Origin of the sequence: Georhizobium profundi, from assembly GCF_003952725.1 — a bacterium.
Taxonomy (GTDB): domain Bacteria; phylum Pseudomonadota; class Alphaproteobacteria; order Rhizobiales; family Rhizobiaceae; genus Georhizobium; species Georhizobium profundi.
Map to the genome: position 1 here is coordinate 2,118,117 of NZ_CP032509.1, position 18,703 is coordinate 2,136,819.

Consider the following 18,703-nt stretch of genomic DNA (forward strand, 5'->3'; position numbering starts at 1 on the left):
TTGTCGTCCTCAACCGTGCTTGAGGACGACCGTCTTGATGGTGGTGAAGCTGATCATGCCTTCGAAGGCCTTTTCGCGGCCATAGCCGGATCGCTTCATGCCGCCGAAGGGCAGCTCGATGCCGCCGCCGGCGCCGTAGTTGTTGACGAAGACCTGGCCCGCCTCGATGGCGTTGGCGCAGCGCATCTGCCGTCCACCATCCCGCGTCCAGACTGACGCCGTCAGGCCGTAGGGTGTCGCATTGGCAATGCGGATGGCGTCTTTTTCATCGTCGAACGGGAAGGCGGCGAGAACCGGGCCAAAAACCTCGTCCTGGCCGATCCGGCTTTCGGGCGCTGCGCCATCGAGCAGCATCGGCGGGTAGAAGAACCCTCCTTCAGGTGCATTCTCGGCCATGCTGGCGGAGGCGACGACCTTGGCCCCGTCGGCAAGTGCGGCGTCGACCAGTGACGTGACCCGCTCCAGCTGTTTAGCGCTGATGATGGGGCCGCAGTCGAGATCATCGACACCTGCGCCCACCTTCAGCGCCGAGAAGCGCTCCGAAAGCCTCGCCAGAACCTCGTCATAGATCGAGCGTTCGATCAGTACGCGGCTGCCGGCGGCGCAGGTCTGGCCCGCATTCTGGATGATCGCGTTGACGATGACGGGCAGCGCTTCGTCCAGATCGGCATCGGCGAAGATCACTTGAGGCGACTTGCCCCCAAGTTCGAGCGTCACCTGCACATGGTTTTCCGCAGCCGCCTTGGCGACAGCTGTTCCCGTCTGTGGCGAGCCGGTGAAGGAGATGTGGTTGATGCCCGGATGAGCGGCGAGCGCCGCGCCGGCCTCGGTGCCAAGCCCGCAAACGACATTCAACGCCCCTGCGGGCAGGCCGGCTTCGAGTGCCAGTTCCGAGATCCGAAGCGGCGTGAGGCAGGCGTCTTCGGCCGGTTTGACGACGCAGGCATTGCCCGCTGCAAGTGCGCCGCCGACCGAGCGGCCGTAAATCTGCGAAGGGTAGTTCCAGGGGATGATGTGCGCCGTCACGCCGTGCGGCACGCGCAAGGCCAGAACCGTCATGCCCTTGCTGTAGGGGATCGTCTCGCCATGGTGCTTGTCGGCGGCCGACCCGTAATACTCGAAATAGCGGGCAGTCGCGGTGATGTCGGCGCGCGCCTGCTTCATCGGCTTGCCGGTATCGCGCGATTCAAGCGCTGCCAGCTCCTCGAAATTCTCGATGATCAGCGCCGAGATCTTCATCAGGATGCGGCCGCGTTCCAGCGCCGATTTCGCGCCCCATTCCCCTTCGAAAGCGCTGCGCGCAGCATCGATGGCACGATCGACTTCGGCGGCGCCGCCCCTTGGAATACGGGCAAAAACCTTGCCGGTCGACGGGTCGAGCACGTCGATGCCGCCCGCAGTCGCGCGGTCGATGGTTTCACCGTTGATGAGATGGCCATAGGCCGTGACGGATGTCTGATCCAGCATCGGGCTGGCCTCCTCGTTCGTGGTCCTCCCGGCCGAGCGCCTTAAAGCGCTTCATCGATGCATCGGATCCACGCGTTCCGTGCCATCTGCCGACGCAGCAAAACTATCGGCGCCTGCGCCGATCAGTCAATTGGCTTTACAAATTTCTCGCTACCGACCTCAGTGGTGGCGGTAGAGCGCCGCCGATCGATTGAGGTGACCGCGCATGGCGTCAGCCGCGCCATCCGCTTCTCCGGCAGCGAGACGATCGACTATCGCGGCATGTTCCCGCAAGGTGGTTTCTTCCTGACCCGACCAGATCAGCAGGTCGGTGTGATAGGTGAACAGCCAGTTCAGCATCGCGTCACCGACGGCGGCAAAGATCGGGTTGCCGGCCATGCGGGTGATCTTGGCATGGAAGGCGATGTCGGCGCGAATGAACGCCTTCGGGTCATCGATCTTGCTGCGCTGCTTCTCGATGAGATCGGTCAGTTCGGCGATGTCTTCGGCCGTTGCATTCTGCGCCGCGATGCGCACCATGCCGAGTTCGAAAAGGCGCCGTGCCTCCTTGAGGTGCTCGAGATTGTCGGGGGAGGCCGAAAGCAGCAGCCTCGCCACCGCATCCATCTGCCGGAACGCGATATCGGCCGACAAGGCGCTGACTCTCGACCGCTCTCCGTGGGATATCGTGATGAGGCCCATGGTCTGCATGGACTGCAGCGCCTCGCGCACGGCAGGTCGACCAACGCCAAAGCGCTCCATCAGTTCGCGCTCCGAAGGCATCGGATCGCCGGCTCCCATTTCCCCACGCACGATCATTTCACGCAAGCGTTCGAATACCTGGTCGGAGAGCTTGCGGCGCACGATCCGGTCGTCAATCGCTTTGAGGTCGCTTAGCTTTTCCATCGTGATCAACGCGTCTCGAATGTTGCTTCAGCCGATACTTGCAGCGGATTTCTGCGGTCGTCCATCCGCGGCCAGGACAGTGTCAGGTGATCCGGCGAATGCTCTCGGTGATTTCGTGGGTCTCGAACACGCCGAGCCAGTCGTCGCGCATGAGGCGCGGCTTGCCGTTCACGATCGCCTTGTTGCAGGCATCGGAGAAGACGCCATCGACTTCTTCCATGACGACAGCCGCGAGAATGTTCAGGTGCCCAAGCAGGAAATCGCGTGCTGCCACCCGGTCGACGCCGCGGCGCACCACCTCGTCCATCGCATCCTTCATCACGACCAGAAGCGTCGCGCACACGGTCTCCGACAGGCCGGGCTCCAGCAGCGCCATCTGCTCGACGGTCACGCGATGGGACCGCAGGATCGGCTGGAAGATCGTCTTGGCGATCTCTTCGCCGATGGCAAAATGCTCTTCCGGGCCCTGCATCAGCGCGCTGACAATCGCCTGGCGCGCTGCAATGCCGCCGAAATAATCGCGCTTGGCCGCAAGATCGGTTTCATCGTTGAAGATCGGCGGATGGCAGGGATGGGTGACGAAATAGGTGACGTCCGCGCGCTCGGGGAAATGCCCGGCAAAGGGAGCCGCGGCATCGAGCGCGATCACGATCGTGCCGGGCGCGACCTTGGGCACGATATCGGCGCCGACCTTCCGGATCGCCGTGTCCGGCACAGCCAGGATTACGGCTTTCGCATCCTTCAACGCCTCATCGACGGCGACGCAGTCTGCGCCGACCTCATCCTTCAGCCGCTTTTGGCCGATTTCGCTGACTTCGACATGGGCAACGTCATAACGCGACCCTTTCAGGTTGCGCGACAGACGCACTCCCATTTTCCCACCGGCGCCGATCAAAGCGATTTTCATGCTACTTGCCTCCCTCATTCGTGCCGGACGATTGCAAAGGAAAGAGCATGTTGTCAACTGGTATGATGAGATGATATTGCCTCTCGTCGTCAGGGGAGAGCGTTAGCAATGGCGCGATTGTTCGCAGAGTACGAGGTCGAGAGCCCGGTCGGGCTCGAAAGGGCCGCGCGCGTCATTGCGGGCGAACAGTCCTGCGGCACCTTCATGCGGCTACCGGGCGAGACCGATGATCTCAGAAGCCGCGCCGGTGCCAATGTCGAGGACGTCATTGTCGACGAGGTGCGGGACAAGCCATCGCTGCCGGTGCGGAAACCGGGCACAGCCTATGAGCGCGGGCGCATCGTTCTGTCCTGGCCTCTCGCCAATATGGGCCCGTCGCTTACCAACACGCTCGCGACGGTCGCCGGCAATCTGTTCGAGCTCGCCGAAGTCTCCGCCATCCGGCTGACCGACGTCACGTTTCCCGACGCGTTCGCCGATGCGTGTCCGGGGCCGGCGTTCGGCGTCGAGGGCACGCAGCGGCTCGCCGACGTGTCCGACCGGCCGATGATCGGTACCATCATCAAGCCGAGCGTCGGCCTTTCTCCGGATGAGACGGCGGCGCTCGTGCAACAGCTCTGCGATGGCGGCATCGATTTCATCAAGGACGACGAACTGCAGGCGAACGGGCCCCACTGCCCGCTTGCCGAGCGGGTGAGGGCCGTGATGGACGTGATCAACGCTCATGCGGAAAAGACCGGCAAGAAGGTTATGTACGCGTTCAACATCACCGACGAAGTCGATGAGATGAAACGCAATGCCGATCTGGTGCTGGCGCAAGGCGGCACCTGCCTGATGGTCAGCCTTCATTCCATTGGCCTTGCGGGTCTCGGCGCGATCCGGCGGCATTCGCAACTGCCGCTGCACTGCCACCGCAATGGCTGGGGGCTGTTCCAGCGCTCGCCCGACATCGGTCTGTCCTACCGCGCCTGGCAGAAGTTTTGGCGGCTTGCGGGGGCGGACCACCTGCACGTCAACGGGCTCGGCAACAAGTTCAGCGAGAGCGACGACAGCGTCATCGATTCCGCCCGCGCCGTAGCCGAGCCGATGTTTTGCGGCAAGCGGGCAAGTTTTGCGGCGATGCCGGTGTTTTCGTCGGGCCAGACGGCGGTTCAGATCGAGCCGACCTACAGGGCGATCGGCACCACCGGCTTCATCTACTGCGGCGGCGGCGGCATCATGGGGCATCCGGGCGGCGTCGCCGGCGGTGTCGAGAGCCTGCGTCAGGCGGCAGAGGCAGCGGTCAAGGGCATTTCCGCCGCCGACTATGCGCGGGATCACAGGGAACTCGCCGATGCTCTGAAGGTCTTCGGAGACCGCTTCGGATGAGCGGCGCGCCGCTGATCAGCTTCTACGGCGATGACTTCACTGGCTCCACCGACGCCATGGAGGCGCTGTCTTCGAATGGCATTGAAACGGTGCTCTTCACGCGCGTGCCAAACGCCGAAGAGTTTGCCCCTTTCGCCCATTGCCGGGCCGTTGGCCTCGCCGGAACCAGTCGCAGCCAGAGCCCCATTTGGATGGATCGGGAGCTGCGGGATGCGCTTTTCTGGTTGAAATCGCTGAACGCTGCGCACTGCCATTACAAGGTCTGCTCGACCTTCGACAGCGCGCCGCACCAGGGCCCGATCGGCCGCGCGCTGGAAATCGGCCTCGATATCTTCGACCAGGACATGGCGGCGATCATCGTCGGCGTGCCGCAGCTGCGCCGCTACACCTTCTTCGGACACCTTTTCGCAGGCTATCGCGACGCGGTCTATCGCATCGATCGCCACCCGGTGATGAGCCGCCATCCCGCGACACCGATGCGGGAGGCCGATCTCGTGCTTCATCTCGCGGGACAGACCGAGTTGCCGCTCGCGCGGACTGGCGGCACCGAAGCCACGCCGGCAAGCCTTGCTGCACTTCGCGACGAGGGCATTCGGGGCGTGCTGCTCGACGTGCACGATCTTGCGACACAACGGGCGGCCGGCGAGCTCATCCTTGCCGGGGAGGGCGGGCTTGGCCCCTTCATCATTGGATCGTCCGGCGTCGATTACGCCTTGATCGCCGCTTGGCGGGCCCGCGGCGTGCTTTCGCCGGAACTGCCTTCATTCGAGCCGCTTCAGCGCGAGGCGCGCATTGCCGTCGTTTCCGGCAGCTGCTCGCCGACCACCGAACGGCAGATCCGGACGGCTGCGCACGCCGGCTTCCTGCCCATCGAGGTCGATTACCGCGCCATCGCCTCCGGCATGAACGCGGATGCCGTCATCGATGCTGCGCTGTCTCGGGCGCTGCCCGCCCTGGAGGCTGGACAGAGCCCGATCCTGCACACGGCACTTGGCCCCGACACCACCGTGTCGATCGACGCTGCCGAGAACGACGCGGTGGGACGCGCTCTCGGTCACATGCTCGATCAGATCATCGCCCGAACAGGCCTCGCGCGGGTGGCGGTGGCGGGTGGCGACACATCGAGTCACGCCCTCTCGCAACTCGGCATCTTCGCCCTGACGCTTCGCCACCCCATCACCCAATCCCCCGGCTCCCCCGTCTGCCTCGCCCATCGCTACACGGGCGGCACGATCGAAATGACGCTGAAGGGCGGCCAGATCGGCAACGACGACTATCTAGTGAGGATCCGGGACGGCATGGTTGGGTGAGGGGCGCTTGTGGTATCGCGTCTGGCCATTCGGCCATCGTCCCGTTGATCGACAGGCTGTCATCCGCATCGATTAGAAAGAGAGCAGCCTCAACTTTTTATGGCTCAATTCCGCAACCGCGCACTTTCTTCGCAGCTGCCATAATTTGACGATGTCCTTGTGAAAGACGCATATTGGGTTTCAGGAAGCGCGAGATTCGAGAGACGGCGAGTGGTCAGGATTGGGGCGGATTGGGAAGAGCGACGGGGGCGCCGCTTGCGTGCGACCGATTTTGCCGCCTATGCGCTGCTGCTTCTCGCCTTGCTCGGCTATGCCTGCCTTCCGTCGAAGCCGTCGAACGGCATCGAAATCGCCGAGCGGCTCGCCCCGGTTTCCCTGTCGGCCGCTCTCTCTGCCGATCTGACCCAGAAATACCGCATCCCCAAGCAAGAGCAGGAATATCGCGCCCGTAGCGTCAGCTTCGACGCAATCGCAGCCGAGACGGCCGATGTGCCGTCCTCTGCCCTGGCGCGGGTAGTGACGCTGGTGCTGCCGGAGATCGAGACAGCGATCGTGCGGATCGGGCCGACTCCTGCCGGCAGCGAGCAGGCACGCGTCACGCCGGCGGCGAGGGGCCCCCCTTCGATCGTCTGAGCCTTGCCAAGCGTCCAACGACGCTGCCGGCTTGGCCTCTCTCTTCGAATGGCACATGAAACGTGCATGCAGGAGCCAAGGACCCTCGCTTTTACGCGGTGGTTGCAACCGTTAGGCTTCCTGTACGATGCGTTCAATTGCCCCACTTCAAGCGTCAGTTCCGGTAAGTCTCCATGTGGTCTAGTGAATGGCTCATCCTGCTCGTCGGTCTTCCGTTTCTCGGAAGCCTGCTGACGGCTTTGTTGCCGAGCCATTCGCGCAGTGCGGCCAACTGGCTGGCCGGTGCCATGGCCCTTGCCTGTTTCGGCATTGCGATCAGTGCTTATTCGGCAGTGACCGATGGCATGGTGGTGCGCCATCAGGTGGAGTGGGTACCGCATCTTGGTCTCTCGCTCACGCTGCGGCTCGATGGCTTCGCCTGGATGTTCTCCATGCTGATCACGGGCATCGGCGCCCTCGTGATCCTTTATGCGCGCTACTACATGTCGCCCAAGGATCCGGTCGTTCGCTTCTACGCCCTTCTGCTGGCGTTCATGGGGGCGATGCAGGGGCTCGTGGTTTCCGGCAACATCATCCTGCTCGCGGTGTTCTGGGAGTTGACGAGCATCTTCTCGTTCCTCCTGATCGGCTACTGGCACCATAACCAGGCGGCGCGCGATGGTGCGCGCATGGCGCTGACGATCACCGGAGCGGGCGGTCTGTGCCTGCTGGCCGGCATGGTGCTGCTCGGCCAGATCGTCGGCAGCTACGATCTTGATGTGGTGCTGCAGTCCGGCGACCTGATCCGCGCGAGCGATCTCTATCTGCCGACCTTGCTCCTCATCCTCGCCGGCGCGCTGACGAAGAGCGCGCAGTTTCCGTTCCATTTCTGGCTGCCGAATGCGATGGCCGCGCCGACACCGGTTTCGGCCTATCTCCACTCCGCGACGATGGTCAAGGCGGGCGTCTTCCTGCTCACGCGGTTCTGGCCGGTGCTTTCCGGCACCGATGCGTGGTTCTTCATCGTCGGCTTCGCCGGCCTCAGCACGCTTTTGATCGGTGCCTACTTCGCCATTTTCCAGCATGATCTCAAAGGCCTGCTCGCCTATTCGACCATCAGCCATCTCGGTCTGGTCACGACGTTGCTTAGCCTGGGAAGCCCGCTCGCGGCCGTTGCGGCCATCTTCCACATGGTCAATCACGCGACCTTCAAGGCGTCGCTCTTCATGGCGGCCGGCATCATCGACCACGAGGCCGGAACCCGCGACATGCGGCGATTGAGCGGGCTCTTCAGTTTCCTGCCGATCACTGCGACGCTCGCCATGGTCGCAAGCGCGGCCATGGCCGGGGTGCCGCTTCTCAACGGCTTCCTGTCGAAGGAAATGTTCTTTGCCGAAACGCTCGAGCAGCACCGTGCATCGGTACTCGACACGCTGACGCCCTATGTGGCGACCATTGCCGCAGCATTCGCCGTTACCTATTCCATCCGCCTGATCCACACGGTCTTCTTCGGCCCGCGCGCAAGCGACCTGCCCAAGGTTCCGCACGAGCCGCCGCGCTGGATGCGATTGCCGATCGAGCTTCTCGTCCTGGCCTGCCTCGTCGTCGGCACCATTCCGGGCCTGAGCATCGGCTCCTATCTCGACACGGCGGTGGTATCGGTGCTGGGCGATGCGACGCCTGTTTACAGCCTGTCGATCTGGCACGGCTTCAACCTGCCCTTAGCGATGAGCATAGTCGCTCTCTTGGGCGGCATCGTTCTCTACATGGCGCTGAAATCCTATCTCGACCGGTGCGAAGAGGGGCCGCCGATTTTCCGTCGCCTCAAGGGGCAGCGCATCTTCGAGCGCATTCTCGTCGCCGTCAGCTGGCGCTGGGCGCGTGTGGCGGAGCGCTTTTTGGGCACGCGGCGGCTTCAACCGCAGCTGCGGCTGATCGTGGTGGCGGCAATTCTTGCCGGTGTGTGGGCCATGTGGGGTGCGCGGCATCTCGCGCCGCAACTGACCATCTCCGGCGTCGACCCGGTTCTCGCCATGATGTGGCTGGTCGGCGGAGGCTGTGCCGTTGCCGCCGCCTACCAGGCAAAATTCCACCGGCTCGCCGCGCTCATCTTTCTGGGCGTTGCGGGCCTCGTCACCTGCATCACCTTCGTCTGGCTCTCGGCCCCCGATCTTGGTGTGACGCAGCTTCTGGTGGAGATCGTCACCACCGTGCTCATCCTTCTCGGGCTTCGCTGGCTGCCGAAGCGCGACGATCAGATAGAGCGGCATGGCTTCTGGGTTCGGCTGCGGCGCGGGCGCGACTTCTTCATCGCTGTCATCGCCGGTGCGGGGATGGCGCTGCTCGCCTATTACATGATGATGACGCCGCTGCCGCCGTCGGTCGGAGACTACTACCTGCAGCACGCCTATAGCGAAGGAGGCGGCACCAACGTCGTCAACGTCATCCTCGTCGATTTCCGCGGCTTCGATACGCTCGGCGAGATCGTCGTGCTGGCCGTCGTCGCGCTGACGGTATTTGCACTGCTGCGCCGTTTCCGGCCGGCGGAGGACAATTCCGAACTGCCGTACCAGCAGCGCGAACAGAACGAATATGACAGCATCCAGCGCGATCGCGAGGTGGGCGAGACGCTGAAAGACTACCTGCTCGTGCCGTCGGTCATCATGCGCTGGATGTTCGCCGCAATCACGCTTCTAGCGGCATACCTGTTCCTGCGCGGTCACGATCTGCCGGGCGGCGGCTTTGCGGCAGGCGTCGCGATGGCGATCGGCTTCCTTCTGCAGTATCTCGCTGGTGGCACGCGCTGGGTGGAAGAGCGCCTGCGCATTCGGCCAGTGCAGTGGATCGGCTTCGGGTTGCTTGCGGCGACGGCGACGGGTCTCGGCTCGCTCACCGTGGGCTACCCGTTCCTGACATCCTATTTCCAGTATACGGAGATCCCCTTCATCGGCGGCGTACCAACGGCTTCGGCTCTGTTCTTCGATCTCGGCGTCTTCAGCCTTGTGGTCGGTGCGACTGTCCTGATGCTCGTCGCCATCGCCCACCAGTCGCTCCGTGCACCGAAAGCGCGGCCAGATCGGGCGGTGGCCGAGCGGACTGCGGTCGAGCAGGGAGAAAGCTGATGGAATTCGTCATTGCATTCGCCATCGGCGTGCTCGGTGCTTCGGGCGTCTGGCTCATCCTGCGGCCGCGGACCTATCAGGTCGTCATGGGGCTCGCGCTTCTGTCCTATGGCGTCAACCTCTTCATCTTCGGCATGGGCCGGCTGCGGGTCAACGCGCCGCCCGTGCTGCCTGGCGGTGACGCCATCGATCCGGCCGCTTTCACCGATCCGCTTCCGCAGGCGTTGGTTCTCACCGCGATCGTCATCAGCTTTGCCACGACCGCGCTGTTTCTGGTGGTGCTGATCGCTTCACGGGGCCTCACCGGAACGGACCATGTGGATGGCCGGGAGGGCGAGCGATGACCGGTCAGTTCCCTCAATTGATCGTCGCACCGATCATCCTGCCCTTGATCGTGGGCGCCTTGCTGCTGTTCTTCGACGACCGCGAACGGCGGCTGAAGACGTCGCTTGCGATCCTGTCGGTCCTGGCCCAGCTTGCGATCGGGCTTACCCTTCTGTTCAGGGTCCACTGGTCGGACGACGCGACGGCGCTTGTCTACCTGCTGGGCAACTGGCCCGCACCGATCGCGATCAACCTGATCGCCGACCGGCTGTCGAGCATCATGCTGGTGCTTGGCTCGCTGCTCGCGATCCCGGCGCTCGTATTCGCCACCGCCCGCTGGGACAAGGCGGGACCGCACTTCCATTCGATGTTCCAGTTCATGCTGGTCGGCATCAATGGAGCCTTCCTGACGGGTGACCTGTTCAACCTGTTCGTTTTCTTCGAAGTGATGCTGGCCGCGTCCTACGGGCTCGTGCTGCACGGGTCGGGACCGGCGCGCGTGAAGGCGGGGCTGCACTACATCGCCATCAATCTCGCTGCGTCGCTCGTTTTCCTGATCGGCATCGCGATGGTGTTCGGCGCGACCGGCAGCTTGAACATGGCCGAGATCTCCATGCGCGCCGCGGAGATCGAGGGATTTGCGACGCCTGGTCTGCATGTCGGGCTCTCGATGCTTGGTCTCGCCTTCCTGGTGAAAGCGGCGATGTGGCCGCTCGGGAACTGGCTGGTTCCGGCATATTCCGCATCTGCGGGACCGGTCGCAGCCATCATGGCGATCCTCAGCAAGGTCGGGATCTATGCCCTGATCCGTCTGTCGCTTCTGGTGCCGGCGGAAGGCGAGGTCTTCGGATCGCTCGTCATCTTCATCGGCGGTGCCGCCACGCTCGTCTTCGCATCGATCGGTCTTCTGGCCACGCAATCGATCCGCACGGCGACGGCCTATCTCGTCATGGTTTCTTCCGGCACCATCCTCGCGACGCTTGGTCTCTCAGAACCCGCGAGCACGACTGGCGCGCTCTATTACCTCGTGACCTCCACGCTTGCGACAGGTGCGCTCTTCCTGCTTGCCGAGTTGCTGGAGCGGGACCAGGATCCATTGTCGGCGATGTTGTCCGTCACGATGGAAGCCTTTGGCGAGAACAGCCAGTTCGTCGATCCGGAAGAGGAGGTGGGTCGACCGATGCCGCAGGCGGCCGCGGTGCTCGGCGCCGGCTTTGGTATCCTCGCCATGGTCCTGATTGGCCTGCCGCCGCTTGCAGGATTCCTTGCCAAATTCGCGATCCTGCATTCTGTCATCGGGCCGGGTGCAGAGGCGATGTCGGAGGCGGTGACGATGCGTCTTGGGCTAGCGGCCTTGCTCATCTTCTCGGGGCTGACGGCGCTGATCGCGCTGTCTCGCGCAGGCATCCGAACCTTCTGGGCGCCGGTCGAGCCGTTCATGCCACGGGTCTCCATCGTTGAGGTGGCGCCGGTGCTGTTCCTCCTCGTCGTGATCGTGCTTCTCTCGGTCTATGCCGGACCCGCGGTAGACCTGATGGCGGCCACAGCCAATGATCTCCACATTCCCAACGGCTATCTCGATGCCGTGCTCGGTGCCGAACGCGTGCCCCCATACGCTGGAGGTGAAGAATGAGCAGAATCTTCCCTTATCCGGTCATGACGCTTGGCCTGTTCGTCATGTGGATCGCGCTTGCCGGGGCAACGCCCGGTCATACGGTGCTGGCATTTATCGTGAGCACGGGCAGCGCGCTTACCTTGAAGGCGCTCGGTGAAAAGAGCACCCGGGTCAAGCGCGTCGACGCCATCGTCACGCTTGCAAGCGTGGTCTTCGTGGACATCCTGCGGTCCAACTATGATGTCGCCCGGCTCATCCTGTTCGGCAAAAGGCTCGACCGCAAATCCGGCTTCATGACGGTGCCGATCCGCCTCAAGAACCCGTCCTCGCTCGCGGTGTTGTCCATCGTGCTCACAAGCACGCCGGGAACCGCTTGGCTCGACTACAATGCCGCGCAAGGCACGCTGATCATCCACGTCTTCGACCTCAAGGATGAATCGCATTGGCTGGATCTCATCTCCAACCGGTATGAGCGGCTCCTCCTGGAGATATTCGAATGAGCGTTGTCATTCTCACGGTCGCGGTCTGGTTTTCGCAGATCATCCTCGCCTTGGCGATGATGCTGGTGGCCTACCGGCTCTTCATCGGTCCGCGCGCGCAGGACCGCATTCTCGCACTCGACATGCTCTATGTCTGCGCCATGCTGCAATTGCTGGTCTTCGGCGTGCGCACCGGCAACGCGATCTTCTTCGAAGCGGCGCTCATCATCGGCATGCTGGGCTTCGTCGCAACCGTGTCGCTCGCCAAGTTCCTGATGCGCGGGGAGGTCATCGAATGACGGTCGATCTCGTCGAATATCCGCTCTGGGCTGCGATCCTGGTTTCAAGCTTCCTGGTCATCGGATCGCTCCTGACGCTGATCGGCGCCATCGGCATGGTGCGGCTCAAGAGTTTCTATGATCGCATCCATGCCCCGACGCTGGCGACCAGCTGGGGCACGGGAGGCATGGCGGTCGGCTCGATGATCTTCTTTCTGGTGGGCGGGGGCCGCCCCCTGGTCCACGAATTGCTGCTCGCCGCCTTCGTCACGATCACCACGCCTGTCACGCTGATGATGCTCGGCCGCGCCGCTATCTATCGCGACCGTTCGAGCGCGCGTCCGGGGATTCCACCCGTGGGCCGACGCGTCGATCTCAACTTAAGCGATAAGCCTTCGGAAGGGGAGGTGAGCTAACGCTCGCCGGCCGTCACAGCGCGCGTTCTTTTCTCATCTGCGCGATCACCGCATCGAGCTCGCGGATCAGTGAGGACAGGGCTTCGCGCTGTTCGGCTTCGGTGCTTTCAGCCTCGAGGGTCGCTTCCATCTCAGACGCACGTCGGCTGAGGTGGTCGAACCCGAAGAAGCCGCCTGCACCAGCGATCCCATGAGCGAGCTTTGCGATCTCACGGTGCTGAATGTGGGACGTGACGGGGTGGCTTTTGGCGATGGTGTTTAGGGCATTCCGGTCGCTGTGCAAACGCTCGATGAACCGCTCTTTCAAAGCATCCAAGGATCGAACCACCGCAAGCTCCTTGCTCTTAAAAGCACTTCGCATGGAGATGCAAGGTACTTTAGCAAAAAATGAACTGTCGAGTGGTGGAACGCCCCAATGCCTTTGCGGTTGCAGCAGACTTTTCCGGTGCAGTTCAAAAAAAAGTGCGCAAGGCCGTTTGCGGGCGGCCTTGCGCAGGAGGAGAAGCTCTAGATGTTGCCGGCGCTGAGTTCCTTGGCGATGTGATCGGCCTGGCGGATTGCCAGTGCCACGATTGTCAGGGTCGGGTTTTCAGCAGCGCCCGTCGTGAATTGCGAACCGTCCGAGATGAACAGGTTCGGGATGTCGTGGGTCTGGCCCCACTTGTTGACCACGCCGTCCCGCGCATTCTCCGACATGCGGTTGGTGCCGAGATTGTGCGTGGAGGGGTACGGCGGCGTCGGGAAAGCCCGGGTCGCACCAACCGCCTTGTACATCTCGATCCCCTGTTTGTAGGCATGATCGCGCATGGCCACATCGTTCGGGTGGTCTGAGAAATGTACGTTCGGAGCCGGCAGGCCGTACTGGTCCTTCACCTCCGAATTGAGGGTGATGCGGTTCGTTTCCTGCGGCATGTCCTCGCCCACGATCCACATACCGGCCATGTTTTCGTACTGGTCGAGCGCGGAGGTGAACGAACGGCCCCAGCCGCCCGGATCGAGGAAGGCAGCCATGAAGGGCAGGCCGAGCGACAGGGTTTCCAGCTCGTAGCCGCCGACGAAGCCGCGCGACGGATCGTGGCGCGCCTCGTCCTGGACGATCCCGGCCATCGTCGTGCCGCGCCACATACGCACGGGCTTGTCGAAGACGGCATAGACCGAACCTGTGACGTGGCGCATGTAGTTGCGGCCCACCTGGCCGGACGAGTTGGCAAGGCCATCCGGGAACATGTTTGAGGCCGAGTTCAAAAGCAGACGCGGGCTTTCGATCGTGTTGCCGGCAACGGCGACCAGACGGGCCTTCTGCAGGTGCTGGTTTCCGTCCTTGTCGGCATAGACCACGCCTGTGACCTTGCCACTGTCGTCATGCTCGATCTTGATGACGTGCGACCGGTCGCGGACTTCGAGGTTGCCGGTGGCTTCACCGGCCGGGATTTCGGTATAGGCGGCCGACCATTTGGCGCCCCATTTGCAGCCCTGGAAGCAGAAGCCGGTCTGCTGGCAGGGGATGCGATCGCCGTCATCACGGGTCTGGATCGCCATGCGGCCGGTGTGGACTTCCTTGTAGCCGATCGCGAGAGCGCCTTTTTCGAAAACCTTGTAATTGTTGTTGCCGGGCAGGCCGGGACGGTTGCCGGTGCGGGTAACGCCGAGCTTTTCTTCCGCCTGGTCGTACCACGGCGCCATCTCGTCGGCGTCGATCGGCCAATCGAGCAGGTTCGCCCCGTCGACGCGGCCATAATTGGTCAGCGCCTTCCATTCATGCGGCTGGAAGCGCAGCGACGCGCCGGCCCAGTGAATGGTGGTGCCGCCGACCGCCTTCACGATCCAGGCCGGCAGGCCTGAAAAGTCCCTGGCGACGCGCCAGTCGCCGCTGGTCGTGCGGGCATCGAGCCAGGAGAGCTGGCCGAAGGCATCCCACTCGTCGTTGAGATAATCTTCCGGCAAATGACGTCCGCCGGCTTCCAGCGCGACGACCTTGACGCCCTTCTGGGCGAGTTCGTTTGCGAGCACGCCGCCGCCGGCGCCCGTACCCACGATGACGACGACGGAATCGTCGTTGAGATCAAATTTGGCAACCATGGTGCGCCTCCTCCCTACAGCCAGTTGATGTCGTCAAAGCCGCGCGACACGTAGCCGCCCTGGCTGTAGGACTCGCCCTCGTAACCGAAGAGCGGCCATACTTCCTTCTGGTTGTAGAGACCGGTGACGAGCCCGCCGCGGATCTTCTGGAAGAAGGCACTCTCCTCCATGCCCTGGAGGACTTCGACGCGGTCGCTTTCCCAGCCGATCGACAGATAGTCTGCATGGCCCTTGCCGCGTGCGGCGGCATCGAGCGCGGCGATGCCGTCCTCGATTTCCTGGGCGCTGTCAGCGGTGTCGTAGCCCTTGACGGCGGTTGCGTAGAAATGGTCGGCGAGGTGGTCGTGCGGGTAGATGTCACGTGCCATCTGAATCAATGTGGCCATGCTTTCGGGCTTCACCGCCGTCGTTTCCATGGCCCATGCGGCACCGTTGCCGGCGACGAAGTCTGCGCCGACGACGAATGTCGCGCCGACAGCCACGGAGCGAGCGAGAAGCTCGCGCCGGGTCATGCCGGTTTTCGATAATGTCTCAGTCATGTCAGTCCTCCCTCAAAATTCTGGCTGACGGTCCGAGGCTCCACTCCTCGTCGCGGCAGCCGGCGAATGCGCGGCGCTACAGGTAGCGACCGCCGCGTTTCAGCACTTCGATCTGGTATCCATCCGGATCGGCAATGAAAAAGAAGCGTGCGATGACCTCGCCGGCGGGCGCGAAATCGACCAGCTTGCGGGGCGAGAGGCCCGCATCGGTCAAGCGCTTGTGCTCGGCGTCCAGGTCGTCGACCGAAAAGGCGAGGTGGCCGTAGCCGTCGCCCAGATTGTAGGGCTCGGTGCGGCCCTTGTTGACGGTCAGTTCAAGCTCGAAACCGGTCTCGTCATTCGACATGTAGACCAGCGTGAAGCTTTCGAAATCAAGACGATCGGCCACCTTCAGCCCGAAGGCCTGATCGTAAAATGCTACGGACCGCGCCTCATCGAGTACGCGGATCATGCTGTGTATGGCTTTAGCCACTCTGGCTTCCCTCCTTCTTCCGATTCAATGATCGAAGTCTGGAAGGAGGGACGACCCATCAGGTAGTAGAATGCTACTACGCTGCGGTTTTTAAGCTGCCGCGGCTGCCTTGGTCTGCATCGGGGTGCGCCGATCCATTTCGATCAGGCACGCGCAGCGCAGCAGGGACGTGAAATTCTCCGGCTCGCCACGCAGCTCGAGGACCTCCGAATGCAGTTTCGATACGAAAGCCGGCGTTGTCGATCCATCGCGCGCGGCGATTTCGTCGATGATGGCCCAGAAGGCACGTTCAAGCCGGATGCTGGTGCTCTGGCCGTTTAACCGAAGCCTGCGCGTCACATATTCGTAGCGCGTTGGCTCCTGGCCCGCAAAAACCTGGCACATGATATTCCTCCCGCAAATGGCTCACCTGGCTGAAGGTGAGTTGCGTTGATGTTAGCGCCAAACCCGAGCGCGCACGACTCCGCCATTGGTGCATGTACGATCAAAACGGACGCGACATTCTTTCCGCGCGCTTTCGTCAGGTGAGGGACGGAAATCGAGGGCGTATGCGGCTGCGGCAAGCGCGCGTCATTGCGGGCTTCTGCAAATGCCTCTCAAATTCATTTAAATATATGATTTCTATTGACATTTTCTCCCGCGCTTTTTACTTCGGGGCCATCGGGGAGTAGCCACCAAGCGATTGGGGGCGCGTCAACACGATCGCCCTCATGGCGTGGCGCGTTCAGCCGGCAATGCCGGCCCGGCAAGACCGTGGGTATGACTGACCGTTGGCGGACGGGCGGCCCGTTCCCCCGATTTTCGATCCGTCTCCGGTCCTGCAAATGTCTCCAGCAGCTGTTTTCTTTCTGTCGGTCTCCATGTCGATCGATGCCTTTGCTGTCGCGGTAGGGCGAGGTACCGTGCTTGATCGCGCCCAACTGGGGCGTGCGCTGCGTATCGGGGCCGTGTTTGGTCTGGTCGAGGCGCTGACGCCGTTTCTCGGCTGGCTTGCCGGCATCGCTGCCAGTGACTGGGTGGCCCATGTGGATCACTGGCTGGCCTTCGGCCTGCTCGGACTGGTCGGCATCCACATGATCCACAATGCCTTCAGCCAGGAAGAAGGTGAGGGCGCCGAGCGCGCGGCCTCCGGCTCGTCGCTCGTCTTGCTCGCGACAGCCTTCGGGACAAGCCTCGACGCCATGGCCGTCGGGCTGTCGCTCGCCTTCATCGATGTGGACCTTGCCGGGATCCTGGTCGTCTCCGCCGGCATCGGCATGGCGACCTTCGTGATGTCAACGGCCGGCGTGCTGCTCGGCAAGGCGATCGGCAACCAATTCGGCCGCTATGCCGAAATGGCTGCCGGTGTCGTGCTCTGCGCGCTCGGCACGATGATCCTCATCGACCACATCGGCTAGACGCTCGGCCTAACGTCCTCGGCCAAACGCGATGAAGGGCGGGTTGGCGAAGGGGGCCGTGAAGCCTTGCGGGTCGTCCTCGCATCGTTCGGGGCGCTTGCCATAGGTAAGGGGCGTGACTTCATCGGCAAGCGTTGTCCGTCCACCGGCCGCACGCAGCACGGCATCGCCGGCCGCCGTGTCCCATTCCATGGTGCGGGAAAACCGCGGGTAGATATCGGCCTTGCCTTCCGCAAGCAGGCAGAACTTTAGTGACGAGCCGATGCTGACGCAGTTCGTGATATCGCGACGGGCGAGATAGGCGTTGGTGTCCGGATCGCGATGCGACCGGCTCGCCACCGCGACAGGATCGTCGCGGGTTGACGTCGCCCTCAGCTGCGTCGTCCGCTCGGCTTTGTCATCTACATGATAGGCGCCTGCGTCGGAGCCGTAATAGGTCTGCCCAAGAGCCGGCGCGACGACCACGCCCACCGTGGGACAACCATGTTCGATCAGGGCGATGTTGACGGTGAATTCCGCGCGACCGGACACGAATTCTCGCGTGCCGTCCAAAGGATCGACGAGAAAGAACCGTTGCCCGAGGTCCGTCGGCAGAACGCCTGCAGCCGCGGCCTCTTCGGCGACAATCGGGATCTGGGGAAAATGCGCGCGCAGGTCCGCCAGGATCAGCAATTCTGCAGCCGTATCGGCCTCGGTCACGGGCGAGCCATCGGATTTGCTGCGGATTTCGTAGCCCTGCGCAAAGATGCTGACCAGAACCGTACCTGCCGCCTGCGCAGCCTCTCGCATGATGGCAAGCACCGCCGCGTGATCGATTTCCGTCGTCTCACCCATGGGGCACCAGGCCCCGGTTCTTCAGGTGATCGACGACCTCGTCGGCCAGTGCCTCGGCGCCGGTGAGGGCCGTCTTGAGGTGAATGTCCGGAGAAGAGGGTGCTTCATAAGGCGAATCGAGGCCGGTGAAGTTTGAGAGTTCACCGGCAAGCGCTCTGCGGTAGAGGCCTTTCGGGTCACGGCGCGCACATTCCTCAAATGACGTGTCGACGAAAATCTCGATGAACTCGCCATCGGCCATGCGCGCCCTTGCCGCCTCGCGTTCCGATCCGAACGGAGAGATGAAGGCGACGAGCACGATCAGTCCGGCGTCGCTCATCAGTCGCGCGACCTCGCTCACCCGCCGCATGTTTTCTACGCGGTCGGATGCGGAAAATCCAAGGTCGCTGCTCAAGCCGTGGCGAAGATTGTCGCCGTCGAGCAGGAAGGTCTTGATGCCGGCCGCGTGCAGCCGAACCTGCACCAAATTGGCGATGGTCGATTTGCCCGATGCGGACAGGCCCGTGAACCAGAGAACCGCGGGCTTCTGCCCCATCAACCGCGCATGATCCGTTCGATTGAGCGTGGTTTTCTGCCACTGGATGACGTTGCTCCGCAGC

At 63.0% G+C, this 18,703-nt stretch carries 19 protein-coding genes and 1 pseudogene; 10 read left to right on the plus strand and 10 right to left on the minus strand.

The window, feature by feature from the left end:
- Positions 1 to 9: 9 nt before the first annotated feature.
- The 3 genes from D5400_RS09985 to D5400_RS09995 all read right to left on the minus strand — a co-directional run bounded on the left by D5400_RS09985 (position 10) and on the right by D5400_RS09995 (position 3,259).
- Positions 10 to 1,467, minus strand: coding sequence for an aldehyde dehydrogenase family protein (locus D5400_RS09985; protein WP_126009880.1), 1,458 nt, complete (start codon positions 1,465 to 1,467; stop codon positions 10 to 12).
- A gap of 159 nt (positions 1,468 to 1,626) precedes the next feature.
- A complete protein-coding gene (nanR, locus tag D5400_RS09990; protein ID WP_126009881.1) occupies positions 1,627 to 2,352 on the minus strand; it encodes a transcriptional regulator NanR in 726 nt (241 codons plus the stop codon).
- A gap of 82 nt (positions 2,353 to 2,434) precedes the next feature.
- Entirely contained in the window at positions 2,435 to 3,259 is an 825-nt protein-coding gene (locus D5400_RS09995) for a phosphogluconate dehydrogenase C-terminal domain-containing protein (RefSeq protein ID WP_126009882.1), read from the minus strand.
- Between the two features lie 108 nt (positions 3,260 to 3,367).
- Here D5400_RS09995 and D5400_RS10000 point away from each other — a divergent pair, with 108 nt between their 5' ends.
- The 9 genes from D5400_RS10000 to mnhG all read left to right on the plus strand — a co-directional run bounded on the left by D5400_RS10000 (position 3,368) and on the right by mnhG (position 12,783).
- Entirely contained in the window at positions 3,368 to 4,627 is a 1,260-nt protein-coding gene (locus tag D5400_RS10000; protein ID WP_126009883.1) for a ribulose-bisphosphate carboxylase large subunit family protein, read from the plus strand.
- The gene (locus D5400_RS10005) at positions 4,624 to 5,937 is read left to right on the plus strand and encodes a four-carbon acid sugar kinase family protein (protein WP_126009884.1); all 1,314 of its coding nucleotides are present in this window, start codon (positions 4,624 to 4,626) and stop codon (positions 5,935 to 5,937) included. The genes D5400_RS10000 and D5400_RS10005 overlap by 4 nt, the downstream gene beginning before the upstream one ends.
- A 255-nt stretch (positions 5,938 to 6,192) precedes the next feature.
- The gene (locus tag D5400_RS10010; protein WP_126009885.1) at positions 6,193 to 6,570 is read left to right on the plus strand and encodes a hypothetical protein; all 378 of its coding nucleotides are present in this window, start codon (positions 6,193 to 6,195) and stop codon (positions 6,568 to 6,570) included.
- Between the two features lie 173 nt (positions 6,571 to 6,743).
- Complete coding sequence (locus D5400_RS10015) at positions 6,744 to 9,671, plus strand: monovalent cation/H+ antiporter subunit A (protein ID WP_126009886.1); 2,928 nt, start codon at positions 6,744 to 6,746, stop codon at positions 9,669 to 9,671.
- A complete protein-coding gene (locus D5400_RS10020) occupies positions 9,671 to 10,015 on the plus strand; it encodes a Na+/H+ antiporter subunit C (RefSeq protein ID WP_126009887.1) in 345 nt (114 codons plus the stop codon). Before D5400_RS10015 ends, D5400_RS10020 begins: the two co-directional genes overlap by 1 nt.
- A complete protein-coding gene (locus D5400_RS10025) occupies positions 10,012 to 11,628 on the plus strand; it encodes a monovalent cation/H+ antiporter subunit D (protein WP_126009888.1) in 1,617 nt (538 codons plus the stop codon). Before D5400_RS10020 ends, D5400_RS10025 begins: the two co-directional genes overlap by 4 nt.
- Entirely contained in the window at positions 11,625 to 12,110 is a 486-nt protein-coding gene (locus D5400_RS10030) for a Na+/H+ antiporter subunit E (RefSeq protein ID WP_126009889.1), read from the plus strand. Before D5400_RS10025 ends, D5400_RS10030 begins: the two co-directional genes overlap by 4 nt.
- Positions 12,107 to 12,388, plus strand: a complete 282-nt coding sequence (locus D5400_RS10035) for a K+/H+ antiporter subunit F (RefSeq protein WP_126009890.1) — start codon at positions 12,107 to 12,109, stop codon at positions 12,386 to 12,388. Before D5400_RS10030 ends, D5400_RS10035 begins: the two co-directional genes overlap by 4 nt.
- Positions 12,385 to 12,783, plus strand: coding sequence for a monovalent cation/H(+) antiporter subunit G (gene mnhG / locus D5400_RS10040; RefSeq protein ID WP_126009891.1), 399 nt, complete (start codon positions 12,385 to 12,387; stop codon positions 12,781 to 12,783). Before D5400_RS10035 ends, mnhG begins: the two co-directional genes overlap by 4 nt.
- A gap of 13 nt (positions 12,784 to 12,796) precedes the next feature.
- On the opposite strand, the gene D5400_RS10045 is transcribed toward mnhG, so the two are convergent.
- From D5400_RS10045 to D5400_RS10065, 5 genes are all read right to left on the minus strand, one after another.
- Positions 12,797 to 13,111, minus strand: a complete 315-nt coding sequence (locus tag D5400_RS10045; protein WP_164527852.1) for an Hpt domain-containing protein — start codon at positions 13,109 to 13,111, stop codon at positions 12,797 to 12,799.
- 179 nt (positions 13,112 to 13,290) lie between these two features.
- On the minus strand, positions 13,291 to 14,862 hold the full coding sequence (locus D5400_RS10050; protein ID WP_126009893.1) for a GMC family oxidoreductase: 1,572 nt from the start codon (positions 14,860 to 14,862) through the stop codon (positions 13,291 to 13,293).
- A gap of 14 nt (positions 14,863 to 14,876) precedes the next feature.
- Positions 14,877 to 15,401, minus strand: a complete 525-nt coding sequence (locus tag D5400_RS10055) for a Twin-arginine translocation pathway signal (RefSeq protein WP_126009894.1) — start codon at positions 15,399 to 15,401, stop codon at positions 14,877 to 14,879.
- Between the two features lie 76 nt (positions 15,402 to 15,477).
- Positions 15,478 to 15,873: a VOC family protein gene (locus D5400_RS10060; protein ID WP_126009895.1), complete on the minus strand. Its 396-nt coding sequence runs from the start codon at positions 15,871 to 15,873 to the stop codon at positions 15,478 to 15,480.
- Positions 15,874 to 15,963: 90 nt separating this feature from the next.
- Complete coding sequence (locus D5400_RS10065) at positions 15,964 to 16,257, minus strand: ribbon-helix-helix domain-containing protein (RefSeq protein WP_126009896.1); 294 nt, start codon at positions 16,255 to 16,257, stop codon at positions 15,964 to 15,966.
- A 440-nt stretch (positions 16,258 to 16,697) separates the two neighbouring features.
- Here D5400_RS10065 and D5400_RS10070 point away from each other — a divergent pair, with 440 nt between their 5' ends.
- Complete coding sequence (locus D5400_RS10070) at positions 16,698 to 17,270, plus strand: manganese efflux pump MntP (RefSeq protein ID WP_126009897.1); 573 nt, start codon at positions 16,698 to 16,700, stop codon at positions 17,268 to 17,270.
- A 9-nt stretch (positions 17,271 to 17,279) separates the two neighbouring features.
- Here D5400_RS10070 and cysQ read toward each other — a convergent pair whose 3' ends face one another.
- Both cysQ and cysC read right to left on the minus strand, forming a co-directional pair.
- Complete coding sequence (gene cysQ / locus D5400_RS10075; protein WP_126009898.1) at positions 17,280 to 18,104, minus strand: 3'(2'),5'-bisphosphate nucleotidase CysQ; 825 nt, start codon at positions 18,102 to 18,104, stop codon at positions 17,280 to 17,282.
- Positions 18,097 to 18,699: pseudogene (cysC, locus tag D5400_RS10080) on the minus strand (adenylyl-sulfate kinase); the annotation flags it as partial. The gene cysQ and the pseudogene cysC, both read right to left, overlap by 8 nt.
- Positions 18,700 to 18,703: the final 4 nt, after the last annotated feature.

Coding starts and splice junctions, on each gene's coding strand:
- D5400_RS10015 (WP_126009886.1), top strand. CDS start 6,744: ATGTGGTCTAGTGAATGGCTCATCCTGCTCGTCGGTCTTCCGTTTCTC.
- D5400_RS10005 (WP_126009884.1), top strand. CDS start 4,624: ATGAGCGGCGCGCCGCTGATCAGCTTCTACGGCGATGACTTCACTGGC.
- D5400_RS10020 (WP_126009887.1), top strand. CDS start 9,671: ATGGAATTCGTCATTGCATTCGCCATCGGCGTGCTCGGTGCTTCGGGC.
- D5400_RS10035 (WP_126009890.1), top strand. CDS start 12,107: ATGAGCGTTGTCATTCTCACGGTCGCGGTCTGGTTTTCGCAGATCATC.
- D5400_RS10025 (WP_126009888.1), top strand. CDS start 10,012: ATGACCGGTCAGTTCCCTCAATTGATCGTCGCACCGATCATCCTGCCC.
- D5400_RS09995 (WP_126009882.1), bottom strand. CDS start 3,259: ATGAAAATCGCTTTGATCGGCGCCGGTGGGAAAATGGGAGTGCGTCTG.
- D5400_RS10055 (WP_126009894.1), bottom strand. CDS start 15,401: ATGACTGAGACATTATCGAAAACCGGCATGACCCGGCGCGAGCTTCTC.
- D5400_RS10000 (WP_126009883.1), top strand. CDS start 3,368: ATGGCGCGATTGTTCGCAGAGTACGAGGTCGAGAGCCCGGTCGGGCTC.
- D5400_RS10030 (WP_126009889.1), top strand. CDS start 11,625: ATGAGCAGAATCTTCCCTTATCCGGTCATGACGCTTGGCCTGTTCGTC.
- D5400_RS10050 (WP_126009893.1), bottom strand. CDS start 14,862: ATGGTTGCCAAATTTGATCTCAACGACGATTCCGTCGTCGTCATCGTG.
- mnhG (WP_126009891.1), top strand. CDS start 12,385: ATGACGGTCGATCTCGTCGAATATCCGCTCTGGGCTGCGATCCTGGTT.
- D5400_RS10065 (WP_126009896.1), bottom strand. CDS start 16,257: ATGTGCCAGGTTTTTGCGGGCCAGGAGCCAACGCGCTACGAATATGTG.
- cysQ (WP_126009898.1), bottom strand. CDS start 18,104: ATGGGTGAGACGACGGAAATCGATCACGCGGCGGTGCTTGCCATCATG.
- nanR (WP_126009881.1), bottom strand. CDS start 2,352: ATGGAAAAGCTAAGCGACCTCAAAGCGATTGACGACCGGATCGTGCGC.
- D5400_RS10070 (WP_126009897.1), top strand. CDS start 16,698: ATGTCTCCAGCAGCTGTTTTCTTTCTGTCGGTCTCCATGTCGATCGAT.
- D5400_RS09985 (WP_126009880.1), bottom strand. CDS start 1,467: ATGCTGGATCAGACATCCGTCACGGCCTATGGCCATCTCATCAACGGT.